The 15,298-nt window shown below is 47.5% G+C and carries 14 protein-coding genes; 4 read left to right on the forward strand and 10 right to left on the reverse strand.

Annotated elements, in window-relative coordinates; translation table 11 throughout:
* Window positions 1-30: 30 nt before the first annotated feature.
* Both DYD21_RS01135 and DYD21_RS01140 read left to right on the forward strand, forming a co-directional pair.
* Window positions 31-495 (forward strand): molybdenum cofactor biosynthesis protein MoaE, encoded by a 465-nt coding sequence (locus DYD21_RS01135; protein WP_116031035.1) that lies wholly within the window; start codon window positions 31-33, stop codon window positions 493-495.
* A 192-nt stretch (window positions 496-687) separates the two neighbouring features.
* Window positions 688-1,659 carry an NAD(P)-dependent alcohol dehydrogenase gene (locus DYD21_RS01140; protein WP_116031038.1) on the forward strand — a complete coding sequence of 324 codons (972 nt, stop codon included), beginning with the start codon at window positions 688-690 and terminating at the stop codon, window positions 1,657-1,659.
* Between the two features lie 23 nt (window positions 1,660-1,682).
* On the opposite strand, the gene DYD21_RS01145 is transcribed toward DYD21_RS01140, so the two are convergent.
* From DYD21_RS01145 to DYD21_RS01160, 4 genes are all read right to left on the reverse strand, one after another.
* Window positions 1,683-2,999, reverse strand: a complete 1,317-nt coding sequence (locus DYD21_RS01145; protein ID WP_116031040.1) for an alginate export family protein — start codon at window positions 2,997-2,999, stop codon at window positions 1,683-1,685.
* A 292-nt stretch (window positions 3,000-3,291) separates the two neighbouring features.
* Window positions 3,292-3,543, reverse strand: coding sequence for a hypothetical protein (locus tag DYD21_RS01150; protein WP_116031043.1), 252 nt, complete (start codon window positions 3,541-3,543; stop codon window positions 3,292-3,294).
* Window positions 3,536-4,492, reverse strand: a complete 957-nt coding sequence (locus DYD21_RS01155; RefSeq protein WP_116031045.1) for a NapC/NirT family cytochrome c — start codon at window positions 4,490-4,492, stop codon at window positions 3,536-3,538. The genes DYD21_RS01150 and DYD21_RS01155 overlap by 8 nt, the downstream gene beginning before the upstream one ends.
* A 20-nt stretch (window positions 4,493-4,512) precedes the next feature.
* Complete coding sequence (locus tag DYD21_RS01160) at window positions 4,513-6,852, reverse strand: molybdopterin oxidoreductase family protein (RefSeq protein WP_199535436.1); 2,340 nt, start codon at window positions 6,850-6,852, stop codon at window positions 4,513-4,515.
* A 206-nt stretch (window positions 6,853-7,058) separates the two neighbouring features.
* On the opposite strand from DYD21_RS01160, the gene DYD21_RS01165 reads away from it, so the two are divergent.
* Both DYD21_RS01165 and DYD21_RS01170 read left to right on the forward strand, forming a co-directional pair.
* Entirely contained in the window at window positions 7,059-8,264 is a 1,206-nt protein-coding gene (locus tag DYD21_RS01165; protein ID WP_116031047.1) for a molybdopterin molybdotransferase MoeA, read from the forward strand.
* On the forward strand, window positions 8,261-8,839 hold the full coding sequence (locus DYD21_RS01170) for a molybdenum cofactor guanylyltransferase (RefSeq protein WP_116031049.1): 579 nt from the start codon (window positions 8,261-8,263) through the stop codon (window positions 8,837-8,839). The genes DYD21_RS01165 and DYD21_RS01170 overlap by 4 nt, the downstream gene beginning before the upstream one ends.
* A gap of 195 nt (window positions 8,840-9,034) precedes the next feature.
* Here the strand turns inward: DYD21_RS01170 and DYD21_RS01175 are convergent, their stop codons facing one another.
* The 6 genes from DYD21_RS01175 to DYD21_RS01200 form a co-directional block, all read right to left on the reverse strand.
* Window positions 9,035-9,448 carry a hypothetical protein gene (locus DYD21_RS01175; RefSeq protein WP_116031052.1) on the reverse strand — a complete coding sequence of 138 codons (414 nt, stop codon included), beginning with the start codon at window positions 9,446-9,448 and terminating at the stop codon, window positions 9,035-9,037.
* On the reverse strand, window positions 9,445-9,876 hold the full coding sequence (locus DYD21_RS01180; protein WP_116031054.1) for a hypothetical protein: 432 nt from the start codon (window positions 9,874-9,876) through the stop codon (window positions 9,445-9,447). Before DYD21_RS01180 ends, DYD21_RS01175 begins: the two co-directional genes overlap by 4 nt.
* Before the next feature lie 100 nt (window positions 9,877-9,976).
* Window positions 9,977-10,507: a DUF4149 domain-containing protein gene (locus DYD21_RS01185; protein WP_158551370.1), complete on the reverse strand. Its 531-nt coding sequence runs from the start codon at window positions 10,505-10,507 to the stop codon at window positions 9,977-9,979.
* Window positions 10,508-10,636: 129 nt separating this feature from the next.
* Window positions 10,637-12,406 (reverse strand): CRTAC1 family protein, encoded by a 1,770-nt coding sequence (locus tag DYD21_RS01190; protein ID WP_116031059.1) that lies wholly within the window; start codon window positions 12,404-12,406, stop codon window positions 10,637-10,639.
* Window positions 12,399-13,568, reverse strand: a complete 1,170-nt coding sequence (locus DYD21_RS01195) for a permease (RefSeq protein ID WP_116031062.1) — start codon at window positions 13,566-13,568, stop codon at window positions 12,399-12,401. The genes DYD21_RS01190 and DYD21_RS01195 overlap by 8 nt, the downstream gene beginning before the upstream one ends.
* A 221-nt stretch (window positions 13,569-13,789) precedes the next feature.
* Window positions 13,790-14,947: an alginate lyase family protein gene (locus DYD21_RS01200; protein WP_116031064.1), complete on the reverse strand. Its 1,158-nt coding sequence runs from the start codon at window positions 14,945-14,947 to the stop codon at window positions 13,790-13,792.
* Window positions 14,948-15,298: the final 351 nt, after the last annotated feature.

Raw genomic sequence — 15,298 nt, forward strand, 5'->3', positions numbered from 1 at the left:
CTTGGAGGGTTTGGACTTGAAAATTTTCCTATGAAGAATAACGAATCCATATTTATCGATGTACAGCAAGAGACACTCAACCTCCAAAAGGCCTCCGATTTTGTAAATCATCCGGAAGCGGGTGCTGTGAATCTATTTGTTGGCACAACACGTAATCATCACGACGGGAAGAGGGTAATTGAACTCTATTACGACTGTTACAGGGAGATGGCGATTAAGGAGCTGCGAAAAATAGCGGAGAAAATGCTCGAAAAGCACGACCTCAAACGAATCTGGATCACACACCGGACCGGATTAGTGCCGATCGGGGAAGCTTCGATTATTTTGGCCGTTAGTTCTGCCCACCGTAAAAACGCTTTTGAGGCCACAGCCGAAGCGATGGAGCTTATAAAAAAAGAGGTGCCAATCTGGAAAAAAGAGCGGTTTGGGGATGAAACCGTGTGGAAGGAGGAGAAGCTGATTGAGAACGACGGGGAAGGTAAAGGGGAGAAGTGAAAAGTCACTATTTAGACAGTGTTTCGCTGTGCGCAGAAACGACTTTTTGTCTATTATCTTGATGAATACCTACGGCACATTGCTTTCCAAGAGTTAAATGAATCACAAACTTGCGTATGTAGTGAGGGTAACCTGAATAGCGTTGATGATATGCCTAGGTTGCGCCTTATTATACCCGAATAAATCAATCCAATGAAAGCGATACTACTAAAGGAGTACGGATTGCCGGATGTTCTTGAGATCGGTGAAGCTGAAAACCCTGTTCCGAATGACGAGGAAGTTTTGGTGAGAATTCACTCAGCATCGATCAATGATTGGGACTGGGGAATAGTCAGGGGTAAACCATTTGTGATTCGTCTGTTTTTCGGTCTGGCAAAGCCAAAAATAAACATTCCTGGTGTAGACATTTCAGGGAAAATTGAAGCAGTTGGCGGTAACGTGAGGTCCTTTAACATCGGTGATGAGATATACTGTGATCTGTCGGAATGCGGATGTGGCGGATTTGCCGAATACGTTTGCGTGCCTGAAAAAGACTTGTCTAAAAAACCTTCTAATATAAGTCATAATGATGCCTCTGCTCTGCCGCATGCCGGATTACTCGCTCTTCAGGGACTGGTGGGGAAGGGAAAGGTAAAATCCGGACAGAGTGTGCTGATCAATGGTGCCGGTGGCGGTGTCGGAACCCTGGGAATTCAAATCCTGAAACCGTATGGGGTAAAGGTGACCGGCGTTGACAGCGGCGAAAAACTCGGTTTGATGACATCGCTGGGATTTGACAGCGTGGTCGATTATAAAAAAGCGGACTTTACCGATACCGGAGAAAAATATGACCTTATCCTTGATACAAAATCAAACAGATCCTTGTTTAAATACGCGCGATCTCTCAAGAAAAATGGCGCCTATATCACCGTTGGTGGATCGATGTATAGGTTGTTAGAGGTTGCATTGTTAGGTTCACTCATATCACTTTTTACCGGTAAAAAGCTGAGCGTACTCATTCATCAGCCAAATAAAGGTCTAGATCAGATTTCCAGACTTGTGGAAGAGGGACAAATAAAACCGGTTGTGGATGGCCCCTACGGATTTGATAAAATCCCTGAGTTGATTCAGTATTTCGGTGAGGGCAGGCATTTGGGAAAGATCGTCGTTGAAATTGAAAAATAATGCCCCACAATAAAATCTGTAGTTCAAAAAGTGAATTCGGCCTGGAACCATAATTTGCTTGTGCCGGGAAGAGTGCTGCTTCCCCGAAAATCGGCGTATTTTATCAAAAAGCTGAGATTTTCGCTGATCTGCTTGCTGAGGGATGCATTCAATTCTCTTCCCAAATAGTCACCTGATTCGTCGCCGTAAAACCAGTGGTGTTTAGCAAGCATTGCCAAATCCCACGGAAGCTGTGTGGACGCATAGATATTCAAATCCCTGAGTCCGCCGGCCGGTGTTGACAAGAAAAGATCACTCCAGCCCTGAAATGCGTGTAGAGTGGCCAATGGTGTTTGAAATGAGACGTCTGAATCACTTCCCAATACCTCTATCGCGACCCCGGCCCTGCCGATATTTCGCTTGACAACGCTTATATCGGTCAGTGAATAATCTGCAGAAAAGTCCATCGGATTGTTGCCGCTGTTTTGCTGAAGTGCATAGGACCCGGTATAGAGAAGTGAAAGATCATCGGTTAAACCTACCGTGCCGTTCACTCTGAACCCAACCGTTCGGGAAGACAATGCCGGCTGATTCTCAAAATCGAGGGAGTATAAAAAAGCGGTGAGCGTGCTGCCGGGTACGAGTTCACTGTAGGTCAGATTTGCAACATGTGAGTCGGATGTGAATATTCCCGCCGGGTGGGAGGGGCCAAAAACACGGTTTACCTGCCAGATGTAGCTATACTCAAGTTTCAGATTCTCCACACCGAAAGAGGTATTGAGTGTAGCAGCATCAAAGGTTTGTTCGTTCTGTCTCCATCCAACATTGCCGACAAATCGTGCGCTGCTGTGAATCACTCTCTGACGCCCGATCCGTACCATCAGATCGATGGAGCTTTCCTGGAACTGAGCATATAACTGGTTCATCACGGTCATTCGCGGGTCGGCAATCGCAGCTCTGTCGGGCTGATTATTTAAACCGGCCGCGTTGTAGGTTTCCCGGCTGATCGGACGGAGATCTAAAAATTCGGCATAGGCGGAGATTCCATTCAGTGGCTGTGTGCTGTACCCAAGACGCAGGCGGTTGGTGACTGCAAAAGCATCCCTGGCAGCATCCGTTTGGACCAGCTCCGAGCGGAGACGATTATTCAGATGAATGCTTCCCCCGGTAATGGCTCTGATCAGCCTGTTCCCATTTTCCTGTTGAGCTGATGAAGGAGCTGAATCAGCGTGCTGAACGGATTGAAGTGAATCAGAAGCAACCGGGGGATCGGGTGACATTGTGGGAATGGCGCTCAAGCTTGATGTACAAATTGTAATTGCGAATACTGAGATGAGAACGTTCCGAAAGCAAATTTTCATAGTGTGGCAGGATTAGTTTTAACCCGGGTAGGATTGCAGTAAATAGCAGCAATCGGAGAGTTATTTAATAAAGGGTGATCCGCTTTGTAAGAAGAGATCAAAAGTAGTGAATCCGTAGCGTTGATCCTGTTTTATGCACTTTCCGACGATCATAATTCTCACAATAATAAGTGTTATGTCAATCCTAAACCTGTCAGGTTTGAAGAATAAAAACACTGCTATATAGGTAAAAGCCAATAAACCTGACAGGTTTTACCCGGTAGTTTACCGATGACACGACACCAGCTTCATTCTACTCACTATCCAATACTCTGCGGTTTTTCAGATCGCGGAAAACGGCAACAACATATAGTGCAACACCCAGAATCATTATAGGCATTCCCATGAATACACCGAGGCCTACGCTCCAGGATTGAAATCCAAAGATCAGAAAGATGAGGACGAGAAGCATACCTGCCATCGTACAAAGGATAGCGGCCCGAACCAGTCTGTCGACTTCCTGAGGGACTTGATCGTGTTGTGACGTGTTTTCTGTGTTACTCATTCAGGGCCTCCACAAGTTTTTCCAGTTCTTTGATGTCAATCTCACTAATCTGGGATGCAGTTTGACGTTCTGTGCGATGGTGTTCGGGTACATCATCCCGTTCCTGCGGGGTGGGATGAGCCGGGCCGTGACAGGAGGTGCAGCTCACCTCGTCTGTCCGGAATTTATCCGCCAGCGCAAGGTGGCTTGGAACATCCCGGTACGCCGTTGTACCGCCGTGGCACGCCGTGCAGTTCATGTTTGGATAGCTGCCCGCATATCGGATAGGATCTTCCCAAGTGCGGGTTACAAACAGAAGCCAGTGTCGGAATCCGTCGCGCTTCCCCTCAAAAGTGCCGTGTGCGCCGTAGGTCGTATGGCATGTGTAGCATTGATACTCCGAAATCCATTGATTTTTGAAGTGACGCGCAGCAAGTGTTGAACTTTCGGGATCGTACAGGTCGTTCACAAACGGATCCATCACATGGCAGGTACCACACGATTCAACCGTTTTTGTGGTCTCCAGCACGGTAGCACTGGTTCCAAGTCCAACAATCACCGGCAGCACAAACAGGCTGATGATCAGCAGCAGCCGGTAGTTCATTCGGTTGATGCGACTCTTGTACACAAACTCAATCAGAATCAGAATAAAAAGTGCAGTAACCACTGCAAAAATTCCGGCAAGCCGCATCAGTTCGCCCACCGTAATTCCTTTTTCGGCAGCCGGCGAAACGGGCTGAAGCTGATCTCCTTGCCCCTGCATGAAAAATGCGTAGGTGCTGCCATAAAGTGTGGCTTTGGATTCTTCAACCGACATTTCACTTCTGTCAAACTCGTGATAACTTTCAAACAGAGCCTGATCCTGGCTCGAGTCATCAACCACGTAAATTCCAATGATTGCAACAGCAAGGCCAGTGGCTACCAGGAAGATCAAAAAAGAGAATAACAGGTTGGATCTTTGTTTTTCCATAACGAACAGGTTTATTAATATCAGGCTTGAACTGATGCTTTTTCGATGTTGACCGCGCACCGTTTATAATCGGGCTGACGGGAGAAGGGGTCTACCGCATCGCTGGTTATTTTGTTCACAAGATGTTTGGCTGAGTGCATCGTGGCAAAGACCAATCCCTCGCGAATATTGTTGGTAATGCGCGTGACAAAATCTGCATCACCGCGGCGGCTGTAAACGTTTACCATATCTCCTTCACTCAGTCCATATCGCTGTGCATCGGCTGGGTGAACTTCAAGAAAATCGGTATCTACACTTTTCAGATCCTCAATTCCCCGGGTAATAGTTTCCGTATGCCAGTGTTCCAGAACGCGGCCGGTGGTGAGTGTCAGCGGATACTCCTCATCGGTCGGCTCATAGGGCGGTTCCTGCTCGTGCAGATAGATAATTGCCCTGCCGTCGGGACGTGCATAAAAATCGAGCCGTGCATCTTCATTACGCACCATCGGGTCCGATCCCGGTACAAATCTTCGGCAGGTTCCGGGGTGATCTTCATCGGGACACGGCCAGAGAATTCCGGGCTGATTCTTCAGACGCTCATAGGTAATTCCTTCAAAATTGTAGTATGACTGTCCTGAGATCTTTCTCCACTCGTTCCAGATATCCTCCTGGGTTCGATTTGGGAAGAGATCAGAATGACCAAGGCGATCGGCCAGATCGATCAAAATGTCGAAATCGCTGCGGGCTTCGCCCTGCGGTTCGGCCAGTTTGGGTACATAGTGATATCTTCGTTCCGACTGGCTGAACACGCCGCTCTTTTCCACCCACATCGCCGCGGGGAGAACTACATCAGCATACTTTGTGGTTTCGGTGGGATGAAATGCGTCAGCAACCACCACAAACGTTCGCTCCATCGCCTCGCGATAGGGTAAAATGTTGGGAAGGGAGTGAATGGGATTGGTGGACATAATCAGCGTGCAGTCCACATCTCCTGCATGCATCGCCTGGAAAAGCGCCATGGTATGATACCCGGGATTGGGGCTGATTCTGCCCTCCGGCACATTCCACAGCTCCTCCATTTCACGCCGGTGATCCGGGTTGGCGACGGCCCGTCCTGTCGGAAGTGCATGAGCCAGTGCTCCCGTATCACGGATTCCACCGCCGGCATTCGGCTGTCCCGTCAGTGAAAACGGAGTAGCTCCCGGCCGGCCGATCTGTCCTGTGAGAAGGTGCATCGCCATCACCAGCCGGTTGGAAGCTGTACCTTGTGTCTGCTGATTCAGCCCCATCGTCCAGAAACTCATCGTTGCCGGCGCATTTCCGAACCGGAAAGCCGCTTCACGGATCTGCTCCGGAGAGATACCGCAAGTGGCCGACGCCTGCTCAGGTGTGTAATTCTCAAGATTAGCCCTGAAATGCTCCAGTGTGATCTGATTACCTCCCTCCTGGAATCGCAGATAATCCTCGATCATCTCCTCATCAATCACCCCGCGGCGGAAAAATTCATAAATCATGGAGTTGTAGAGGGATACATCGGTGCCGGGACGAATTTGCAGGTGGAGATCGGCCCGCTTGGCGGTGTTTGTTTTTCGCGGATCTACCACGATAATGGTTGTGTTGGGATTGGCGCGCTTTCGGTCCAGTACCCGTTCCCAGATAATGGGGTGGCAGTCTGCCATATTCGATCCGGTAATGAAAAAGCAGTCGGCGTGATCGGTATCTTCGTAGCAGCCCATCGGTTCATCCTTTCCAAAAACCGAGGTATATCCCACAGCGGCAGATGCCATACAGAGGCGCGGATTCCCATCCACATTATTGGTGCCGATTCCTGCTTTGAAAAGTTTATTGGCCGTATAACTCTCCTCAGTAAAGAGCTGTCCGCTCCCGTAGTAAGCCACACTGTCGGGGCCTTTCTCTTCAATGGCCCTGTTGAAGCGGGAGGCGATCAGCTCCATCGCTTCGTCCCAGCTCGCGCGCTCCAGCTCGCCATTTTTGCGGATGAGAGGATAGTGAAGCCGGTCATCGGCGTAAAGAATCTCGCGGTTTAAAATTCCTTTAATGCAGAGTCGTCCGCGGTTGTGGGCATCGGGGTCACCTTTCACATCCACCACCCGTCCGTCGTTCATGCCGATCAATACGCCGCACCCGGTTCCGCAAAACCGGCAGACTCCCTGGTGCCAGCTGTCTACATCAATCACGGGCTGGCGTTCCCAGAGCTCGCCACAGCCAGACATAAGCGACCCGGTAAACACGCCGGCAGCCGATAGCGATGCAAGGCGCATAAACTCTCTGCGGGTAAAGCCTAAATATTCATCTGAAGGGGAATCGGGTGATTTTGATTGAGTGTCGCTTTTTGGGGTTCCATTTTTCTTTTGTTTCATCCGCAAAATCAAGTTGGCAAGTGTTACAATGAATTAAAACAGTATACTTTTTGAGATGATCTCTTACAAATAGAAACGGTTATTTATATTCATTTTAAGATTGAAGGTGTAATAGATAGCATTTGCGATCAGTTACAGAATTCCCTTTTATTCCACACTAAATCACTTCATTTTATAAAGCCTAACACTTGACGCAACCCTACCCTATGTCTGACTCGAATCAAACCGACTTTCTTCCCGTTGATGTTGCCTTAAAACGAATTTTAGATGCCGTTATACCGGTCGGCGAATCGGAGCTGATCTCTTCTAAAGAATCGGAAGGCCGAATTTTAGCTGATGATCTGAATGCACAGCACGATATTCCGGCATTTGATAATTCAGCGCTGGATGGCTACATCTTTTTGACGAAAGATCTTGAGAGCGGACAGCGGAAATTCAGAGTAGACGGCGAGATCCGGCCGGAGGAGGACCAGCCGGGAGATCTGAAACCGGAAACGTGCAGGGAGATCATGACCGGTTCACCAGTGCCGCCCGGTAACTGTACGGTAGTTCCGATTGAGATGATTTCTGAATCAAACGGTGAAGTTGTTGTGAATGAGGTTCCGGACCGAAATCCAATCCGAAAACAGGGAGAAGGATACCAAAAAGGAAAGGCTGTTTTGCCTAAAGGTACGGTGATCCGTCCGTATGAGATCGGACTGATGATCGAATCGGGAAATATGAACTGCACGGTACTTTCACAAATCAATATGGCGGTTCAGGTGACCGGCTCTGAAATCAATGAGGAGCGAAATTCTAACGGCCCGGTTCTCAACGGATTGATCAGCCACTGGCCCGGCACAACGGTGAGGGAGTGGCCGGTGCTGGATGATGACCCTGCACTTGTAAAAGAGCGGATGCTCAGGCTGAAAGATTCGGCCGATGTAGTTCTCACCACCGGGGGGATTTCAATGGGGAAACACGACTATATCCTGGGAGCGATGGAGGAGCTTGGTGCGGAAGTGATCGTCCGTAAAATAGAACAAAAGCCGGGCAAACCGATCACGGTGACCCGGCTTGATGGAACACTTTTTTTCCACCTGCCCGGAAACCCGATCTCGGCCGTTTTTACCGCGGAGTATTATGCCCGAAAAGCTGTTTACAAGATGCTGGGACTCAAAAGTGACGAAAAAATGGTTGCAGCTGCCGGTAAACTTGAAAATCACCGACCGGGAAAAACTCTTTTTGTACCGGGCAAATTGCAATTGGATGAAGAAAACCGGCTGACCGTTTCCAGCGAAGGCGTAATGAAATCACACCTGATGCAGCTCTACCGCGATTCGGACGTGTACGTGAGGCTCGATCCGGAAACAGAAATCGATGCCGGTGAACGAGTTGAGGTTACTCCTTATACCACAACCCGCCTGTCATGAAATCCGGACGCAAACTCTATATCCTTTGCGGGGGGCAATCACGCAGAATGGGCCGCGACAAGGCGATGGTTGAGTTGCGTGGGGAAAGACTGCTGGATCGTCAAATTAATAAAGGGGAGAACTATTTTGATGAGGTGGTGTTGCTCTGCGGACAAAACAGCTACCCGGTGGAGAACCGCCAATTGACCGACCGGGTCGAAAATGCGGGGCCGCTGTCCGGGATTCTTGAAGCGTTAAAAGATGGCGCTGAGAATTCCTTAAAGGAAATCGCAATTCTTCCAGTGGACCTGCCGGGGATTTCGGAAGATACAATTCAGCAATTGGCTTTATCAAAGTTAAATGAATCTGATCAGGCTCTTCTGATAAAATCAGGCGAAGACCTTCAGCCGCTTGCCGGGGTCTATTCTGTGGATCTGGCAAGTGAACTTGAGCACTTTCTAAAAATCGGCAACCGGATGGTTTTTGCGTTTGTGAACGGTTTAGAATATTCAGTAATAGAGGTGGGTCAGGAAGAGTTAAAAAATCTCAATCAGCCGGATGATGTTCGCTGGTTTGAAAAGAGGGATATGAACTAAATACCATAAACCAATCTACTCTCGTACAGGTGCTCATCACCGGGACGCAAGGTGAAAACAGCTCAGCTGTTGCAGAGTGTATGAACAAGTATGGAAGATGTCATAGTGGAGTGTGGGATAACGATACAAAACCATAAAACTAAATGCCTTAAACCAATCTGATCTATCAACCTTCAGCTTGTTTTCAAATATGCACTATCTATTTCTGTAAGACACTACCCGCTGCCAGATCAATCCGGCAAAGATCAGAATACTGATCGCTAACAGGGATCGACCGATGAGGGCATTAGCAGAGATATTTGGTGAAAAAGAAGAGAGGACAAGAAAAATCAACCCGATATTAAAGAGGAACACCATTACCCATGCGGGGAGAACCGGACCGCGGCGCTCACCTTCCAGTTTTTTGGGAAAGATCCAGTATGCGGTTCCGATCACAAATTGTACCAGCCAGCCCCAGATCGCCAGCTCGTAGTGAACAGGAAGCAGCGACCACAATGCTGGATGCAGATCGGCTGCTTTGTGAGTCAATATCAAACCGCCCGCCATTGCGGAGACCAGCAGCCAGATCATGGAGATTCGGATCATCCAGATGGAGGGCTTTGGTATCATGTCCGGCTCCGTTTTCGTTCATTACGAGTCTGCAATCGCGGCCAGATTTCTGCGATATAACAGATTGTGGCAGCTACCTGCAGGAGGGATGATGTAAGTGCCAGGATTGTAGCCAGAGGTCTGTGCTGAATCAGCGGCAAAAAAGGTTCCATCAGGAATCGGATCATCAAACCAGAATTTAGCAGCCAGAAGGTGAGCCAGCAGAGAACCGATTCGCGTTTCTTTTTATCGCGATGCTTTCGCGGAAACAACCAGATTGATACCCCGATGATCACCTGTGTAATCCATCCAACTACCAGCATGTGCCAGTAGACCGGCAGCAACAACCCGGAACTGACAGCAGGAATCTCCGAAACAAGTGCCAGCACCACCCCGGTGATGAAGTAAATTATTCCGGCTTTTATGAACCAGCGTGTTACTCTTGGCATTTATAACCCATCTCCTGTCCCCTTCCCTATGCCAAAAATCGTGGCACAGGGAAGGGGTACTTATTTTAGCGTTTACTATTCAAATCAAAAATATCACTCCCTATCCTCTTACCAATGTAACCGCGTAATATAATATGCCTAATCCAAGAAGAAGATTGATACGCCCGGCCCAGCTGGTGACTTTTCTGAAACGTTGGGTTCGGGCACTGTCCGGTTCTTGATCCATTAATTGTGCCGCTTTCGGACCGAGCCAGAAATCGTGTATACCGCTCAGGGCCAGGACCCATCCAAAAAGGTGGAGTTTACCTGCCAGACGTGAACCATAGGTGGTTTGCCAGAAGTCGATGGAGAAGATCGTTTCTACTGTAAATCCGCGGCCGATCAGGGCGGTGAATCCGGTTAGGATCAGCAGCGGAAAGATCAGCCAGCTCAACCGGCTGAAGCGTGTGCCCAGCTCGGTAAAGAGCAGTCCCCGCTGGCTCGAAAGTTTTTTTCGTGTAGCCGGAACCAAAACGGCAGCTGTAAAGAGCATTCCGCCAATCCAGAACGTAACGAAAATAAGATGGATAAATACGGACCAGGTGTACACGGATATTGATTTATGTTGATGGATGATTTCTTTCAGCTTCAACTGAAAGAAATGCATTAATTGTGAAGCTGAAATTAATAATAAGGAGTATGATGTCTTTTAATTTGAGGAAATTTATATTCTTTTTAAAATCGATCGATCCATAGGAAATTTACTGTGGTAAGATAGTTCTCAAAAGCTGTCTGCCAGCTCATTTTGTCCTTCAATGATATGCAGAGAAGTATTGATTGAAACTTCATCCAACACCTGAATGTAGCCGGATGGCCAGTGAATGGTCAATTGGTCAACATCCGAATCGGAAAGACCGAAGAAGAGCGATTTGGTGCTGGAGCTTTGATATGAACCCCCGCTTTTGACTTCCTGTATGATTTTATGCCCGTCTGTTCGTTCAAGGTGAATTCTCGCTCCGATTGCATCCCGGTTCGATTCGGTGCCTTCGAGAGTCAGTTTCATCCAGTGGTTATTGTTTTGTGTAATGTTCGTTAACAATTGTGGCTGTCCGCCGTCAATGTTGGAGATCACCAGATCAGGTTTGCCGTTGTTCAGGATGTCGATAACTGCCAGCCCCCTGGAAACACTGTTATTTTGAAAGGTGCCGGCGGAAAGAGTTTTATCTTCAAACTTCCCATTTCCATCATTTTTGAAAAAGAGATTTTCTGCGTCTTCGGGGTTGATATCCCAAACAGGTCCTGCAGCCATAACAAGGTCGAGGTGACCGTTTTGATTAAAATCGGCAAATTCAATGCCCCAGCCGGATGATCGCCGGCTTGGATTCAGCCCGGAATAGTGTGTTGCATAGTCGAAACGCAGGTCTCCAAAATTTCTGAACAGGGAGATCATGGACCCCTCGAGATTTGTAGTAACGAGGTCGAGATTTCCGCTGCTGTTAAAATCAGACGCGTTCACACCCATGCTGCTTTTTACTTCGTTTACCCCTGCTGATGCCCCGACATCCGTAAAGGTTCCGTCTCCCCGGTTCAGGTAGAGCCGGTTTCGTGTAAGGTCGTTGGCGATGTAGAGATCGGGCCGGCCATTGTTATTAAAATCAAGCCAGACGGCAGAAAGCCCTTTGCCTCCACTGTTATTTACGCCAGCTTCTTTCGTAACATTGGTAAAGGTGCCATCACCATTATTCTTGTATAGAAATGACTCCTGCGCTTTAAAGAAAGCCGGGAATAACTGACGTTCACCATACTGTGCCGGGTTGTTGATATCCCAGTCAACATTGTTGACAATATACAGATCGAGATAGCCATTGTTGTTGAAGTCAGCTGCTGAAGCGGCAGAGCCAAAGCATGGATAATCGCCGCAGCGGCCATCCAGAATTAAACCGGATTCATCGGTGACATCGGTGAAGATTCCGCCATCGTTGCGGAAAAGCTGACCGCCATCGTATGAAGCGATATAGAGATCTTGCCGGCCGTTGTTGTTGTAATCAAAAAAGAGGGCTCCCTGCGTATAGCCTCTGATGTTACTCAACCCGGCCTCCTCTGTAATATCAAGAAATGTACCGTCGCCCATATTTTTGAAGAGGCTGGGGGGCGAGATTGATTCATCGGATGGATCAGCAAAAGAGGGCATGCTGACAAAGAAGATATCTTCAAATCCATCTCCGTCTACATCACCTACAGCTACACCGCCTCCCATTACTTCCAGGTAGGATGGATTTGACCCGTTAACTTTTGCCCGCTTGAATACATTTAAACCGGACTGTGTTGTGATGTCTTCAAATGTGAATACGTCGGAGTCTTCGATTCCACCGGCTTGCAGGAACGTCTCTTCCACAGGAATCCAGGGTTCGTTAAAAACCAGGTTCAAAACAGGTATTTCGTGCGGACCGTAATTATTGACGGCCAGCAAAACCTGGGCGAGCAGAAAAAGCGTGCCAAATACTTTTACTTTTGTTGAAAGCTTGCCGTTGTTATTTACTTGCTCATCCATAGGCGGTCATCAGGTATTCAACGGTTAAACCGGTGGCAACTCCCATCAGGAAAGTGGCTCCCATTAACAAAAGCGGGGCTGTGTGACCCACATCTTTCTTAAGCATAAAGTAGGTAACAATACTTACCGAGGGGGCTGTAACCAGGAGTGCTGCAGCGGGTCCCATTCCCATCCCGATAAACAGGAAGCCCAGGACAAGAGGAATTTCAAAAAGAGTGGGAATTGCAATTAATGTACCGAATGCGGCTAACACAACAATAGCGATAAATCCACTTCCAAGATAGGTTTCAACGGCACCCGGAGGAAGCATAAGGCGGATCATAGCAGCCAGGAACATGGCACCGGTCATGGGAATGAATAATCGGTACGCGATCTCTAAGCTGCTGTTCCACCAGTTTTTTAAGGCCAGTAATCCGGCCTCTGTCCACCCGGGATTATCCTCAATCGTATCCAGAATTGTGCAGCTTTGATTTTCGGCTGCAGCTGCTTGTTTTTCAAGATAATCGGCAGCGGAAAGCTTGCTCCTGCGGTTGCTGAATTGAACGGCAAGTTTTACAATCAGCGGGGTGAAAAGTACTACAAGCAATACCGAAGCTACAATTCGGCCCCATGCAGCGGGACCGGGAAACAAAACAAATATGGTTGTTAATCCCATGATGTTTAAAAGAGAAGCCCCCATTACAACTCCCAGGGTAGTTTCGGTGTTGGCTCCCCGTTGTTTCCAGCCGAGAGCTACCGGTACCGAACAGGCGCTGCACATCATAAGTGGAGCACCGAGCAAGCCTCCATAAGTTGATCCTTTGGTACCGCTTGAGTTCAGCAGCCTGCGAATCACTCCCTGAGGCAGAACCAGGCTGGTAATGGCACCTCCAATCAGAAAAGCAAAAGCCATTCCGATGGCGTTGTTGTCAGCCATATTAATACCTGTTGGAATCCACGAAAGCCAGTAGGGCCATCCGTCACGCGACATGATTTCTGTAAACGTGTTGGGAGCACCTGTTGCCAGCACTGTGAGGATTTCAGACTTCTCCTGCACAGAAGGCCAGCGGGTGTAACTCATAAATATCCACCAGAGAAACAGAGTGATTCCAATCCCAAACCATGTTTGTTTAGGAATAGAACGAAGACCAGCTGCTGATTTATTGAAGAGGGCTCGAAGCATTAAAAGTAATTAAGAGTATTTTGTATGATAATACTTGAACAAATTCAATCTGTCAAGAAGAATATGGAATATTAAAATTTATATGGCGTTCACTATTTAGGTCAGTAAAGCTCTCGAGAAAACTTTACTACATAGGTATCACTGTTATCAGAGAATTGTGTTTAAGGACACTATACTTGTGTACAAAAAGCATCTTTCAACTACATCATCATGAAAAAAACCTATTCGTAAGATACCTGGGTTAAACGCATAAGCTCAGTTTTGATTTCAGGTCTTGGAAACAACTGCAATCCATCTCTCAGCAGATTCAGGTATAAAAGATCCGTATCCGTTTGATCAAATTCGTCCATCAGGATTTGGGGATCAATTCCATCCATGCTTTTTACCAGGTAGAGAAGAGCATCTTCAAGAGTTCCGCTGAAAAAACCTGACTTGGTTTTCAGGTCTACTTCCAGGTCGTTACCATGAAGGGCCAGTTTCATTAAACCGCTAAGATTATAGATGCTGTAGTGAAGCGGCCGCGGCCGGCGCGTTTCATATTTTTGACGGCCGGACAAGCTTATTTGCCGGGCAATTCTGCTGCGGGTTATTTCTTCCATGTGGTGAATGGCAAAATCATTCTGATCCACAAATCGTGCAAATGTAACCACCTGCAGATCATACCACGTACCATGATTATTTTTTGATTGCATTTCCGTTTGGCCAAAATCACTGTTTCTCAGCCAATTCAGGTAGTGGGTAAACCACGCCCTGAGACCTTGTTCAATTTCAATATTCCAGTAATCAGAATATCTCAATACCGGAATGGATTCTATTACACGGATCAGCCACCAGGTATCGATCACGCCGTATGAACGTCCGGAGTTTCGGCCCTTCACCATTTGAGCATGATCCAGGTGTGGATACATGGCGGTGTTGTCATCAACGAACCAGGTTAGCAGCTGTTCAATGGCTTTATCAGCAAACTCTTCTTCACCACTCATCTTGTAAGCGTTAGTCAGGGTTTCTACGCGCTGTGCCATTTCTATCATTTTGGGCAGATCAGATTTATCGGAGCGAGTCTCCGGGTTCACTTCACCATCCTTGCGAATATAGGGTGTGCCATCTTTCGAATCAGGATCAGGCCACCAGTAGCACGCCAAACTCAGGTAGGTGCGGGGATTATTTATCAATGAATTACCGGGTTTATCGATAACAGAAACGGGGGATAGATCAAGCAGTTCTTGTGCATAATCGAAAGGAATATTCCCGGTTTCATTCATTTCAAATCGATCTGGGTCTAGATCAGCAGAGCCGGCATCAGAGCGAGTATCATTTTCAAAACAGCCAATGCTAAATAGGGATCCAAAAAGTAAAACTTCAAGAACTATTCTATTCATAAGCGCACTTGATAGAAAATTTCAGGTTACCAGTAAGCTCAAATGACTACCTGAGATATGGTTTAGATTAATTCACGAGGGCTTTGCAAAACCGTGCTTTCGTCAAATTTCGGCGTTATCGTGGAATCGAAATCCTCACGTATTGTACATACGCTCCGGTTCCGATTCCACTCTGGTCTTGAACTATGGCAAAATCCCGGGTTTTGCAAAACCCTCTTCACTTGAAATACAAATAAGCTTTTAAAACTACCTGTAATAAATATTAAAGACTATTTTGTCTTTAATTTAAAAATAAACTACATTACATGTGGATAAAAGATTTAAATCGTGCTAATTCAGCCGGACAGTACG

The organism is Rhodohalobacter sp. SW132, from assembly GCF_003390325.1.
GTDB lineage: Bacteria > Bacteroidota > Rhodothermia > Balneolales > Balneolaceae > SW132.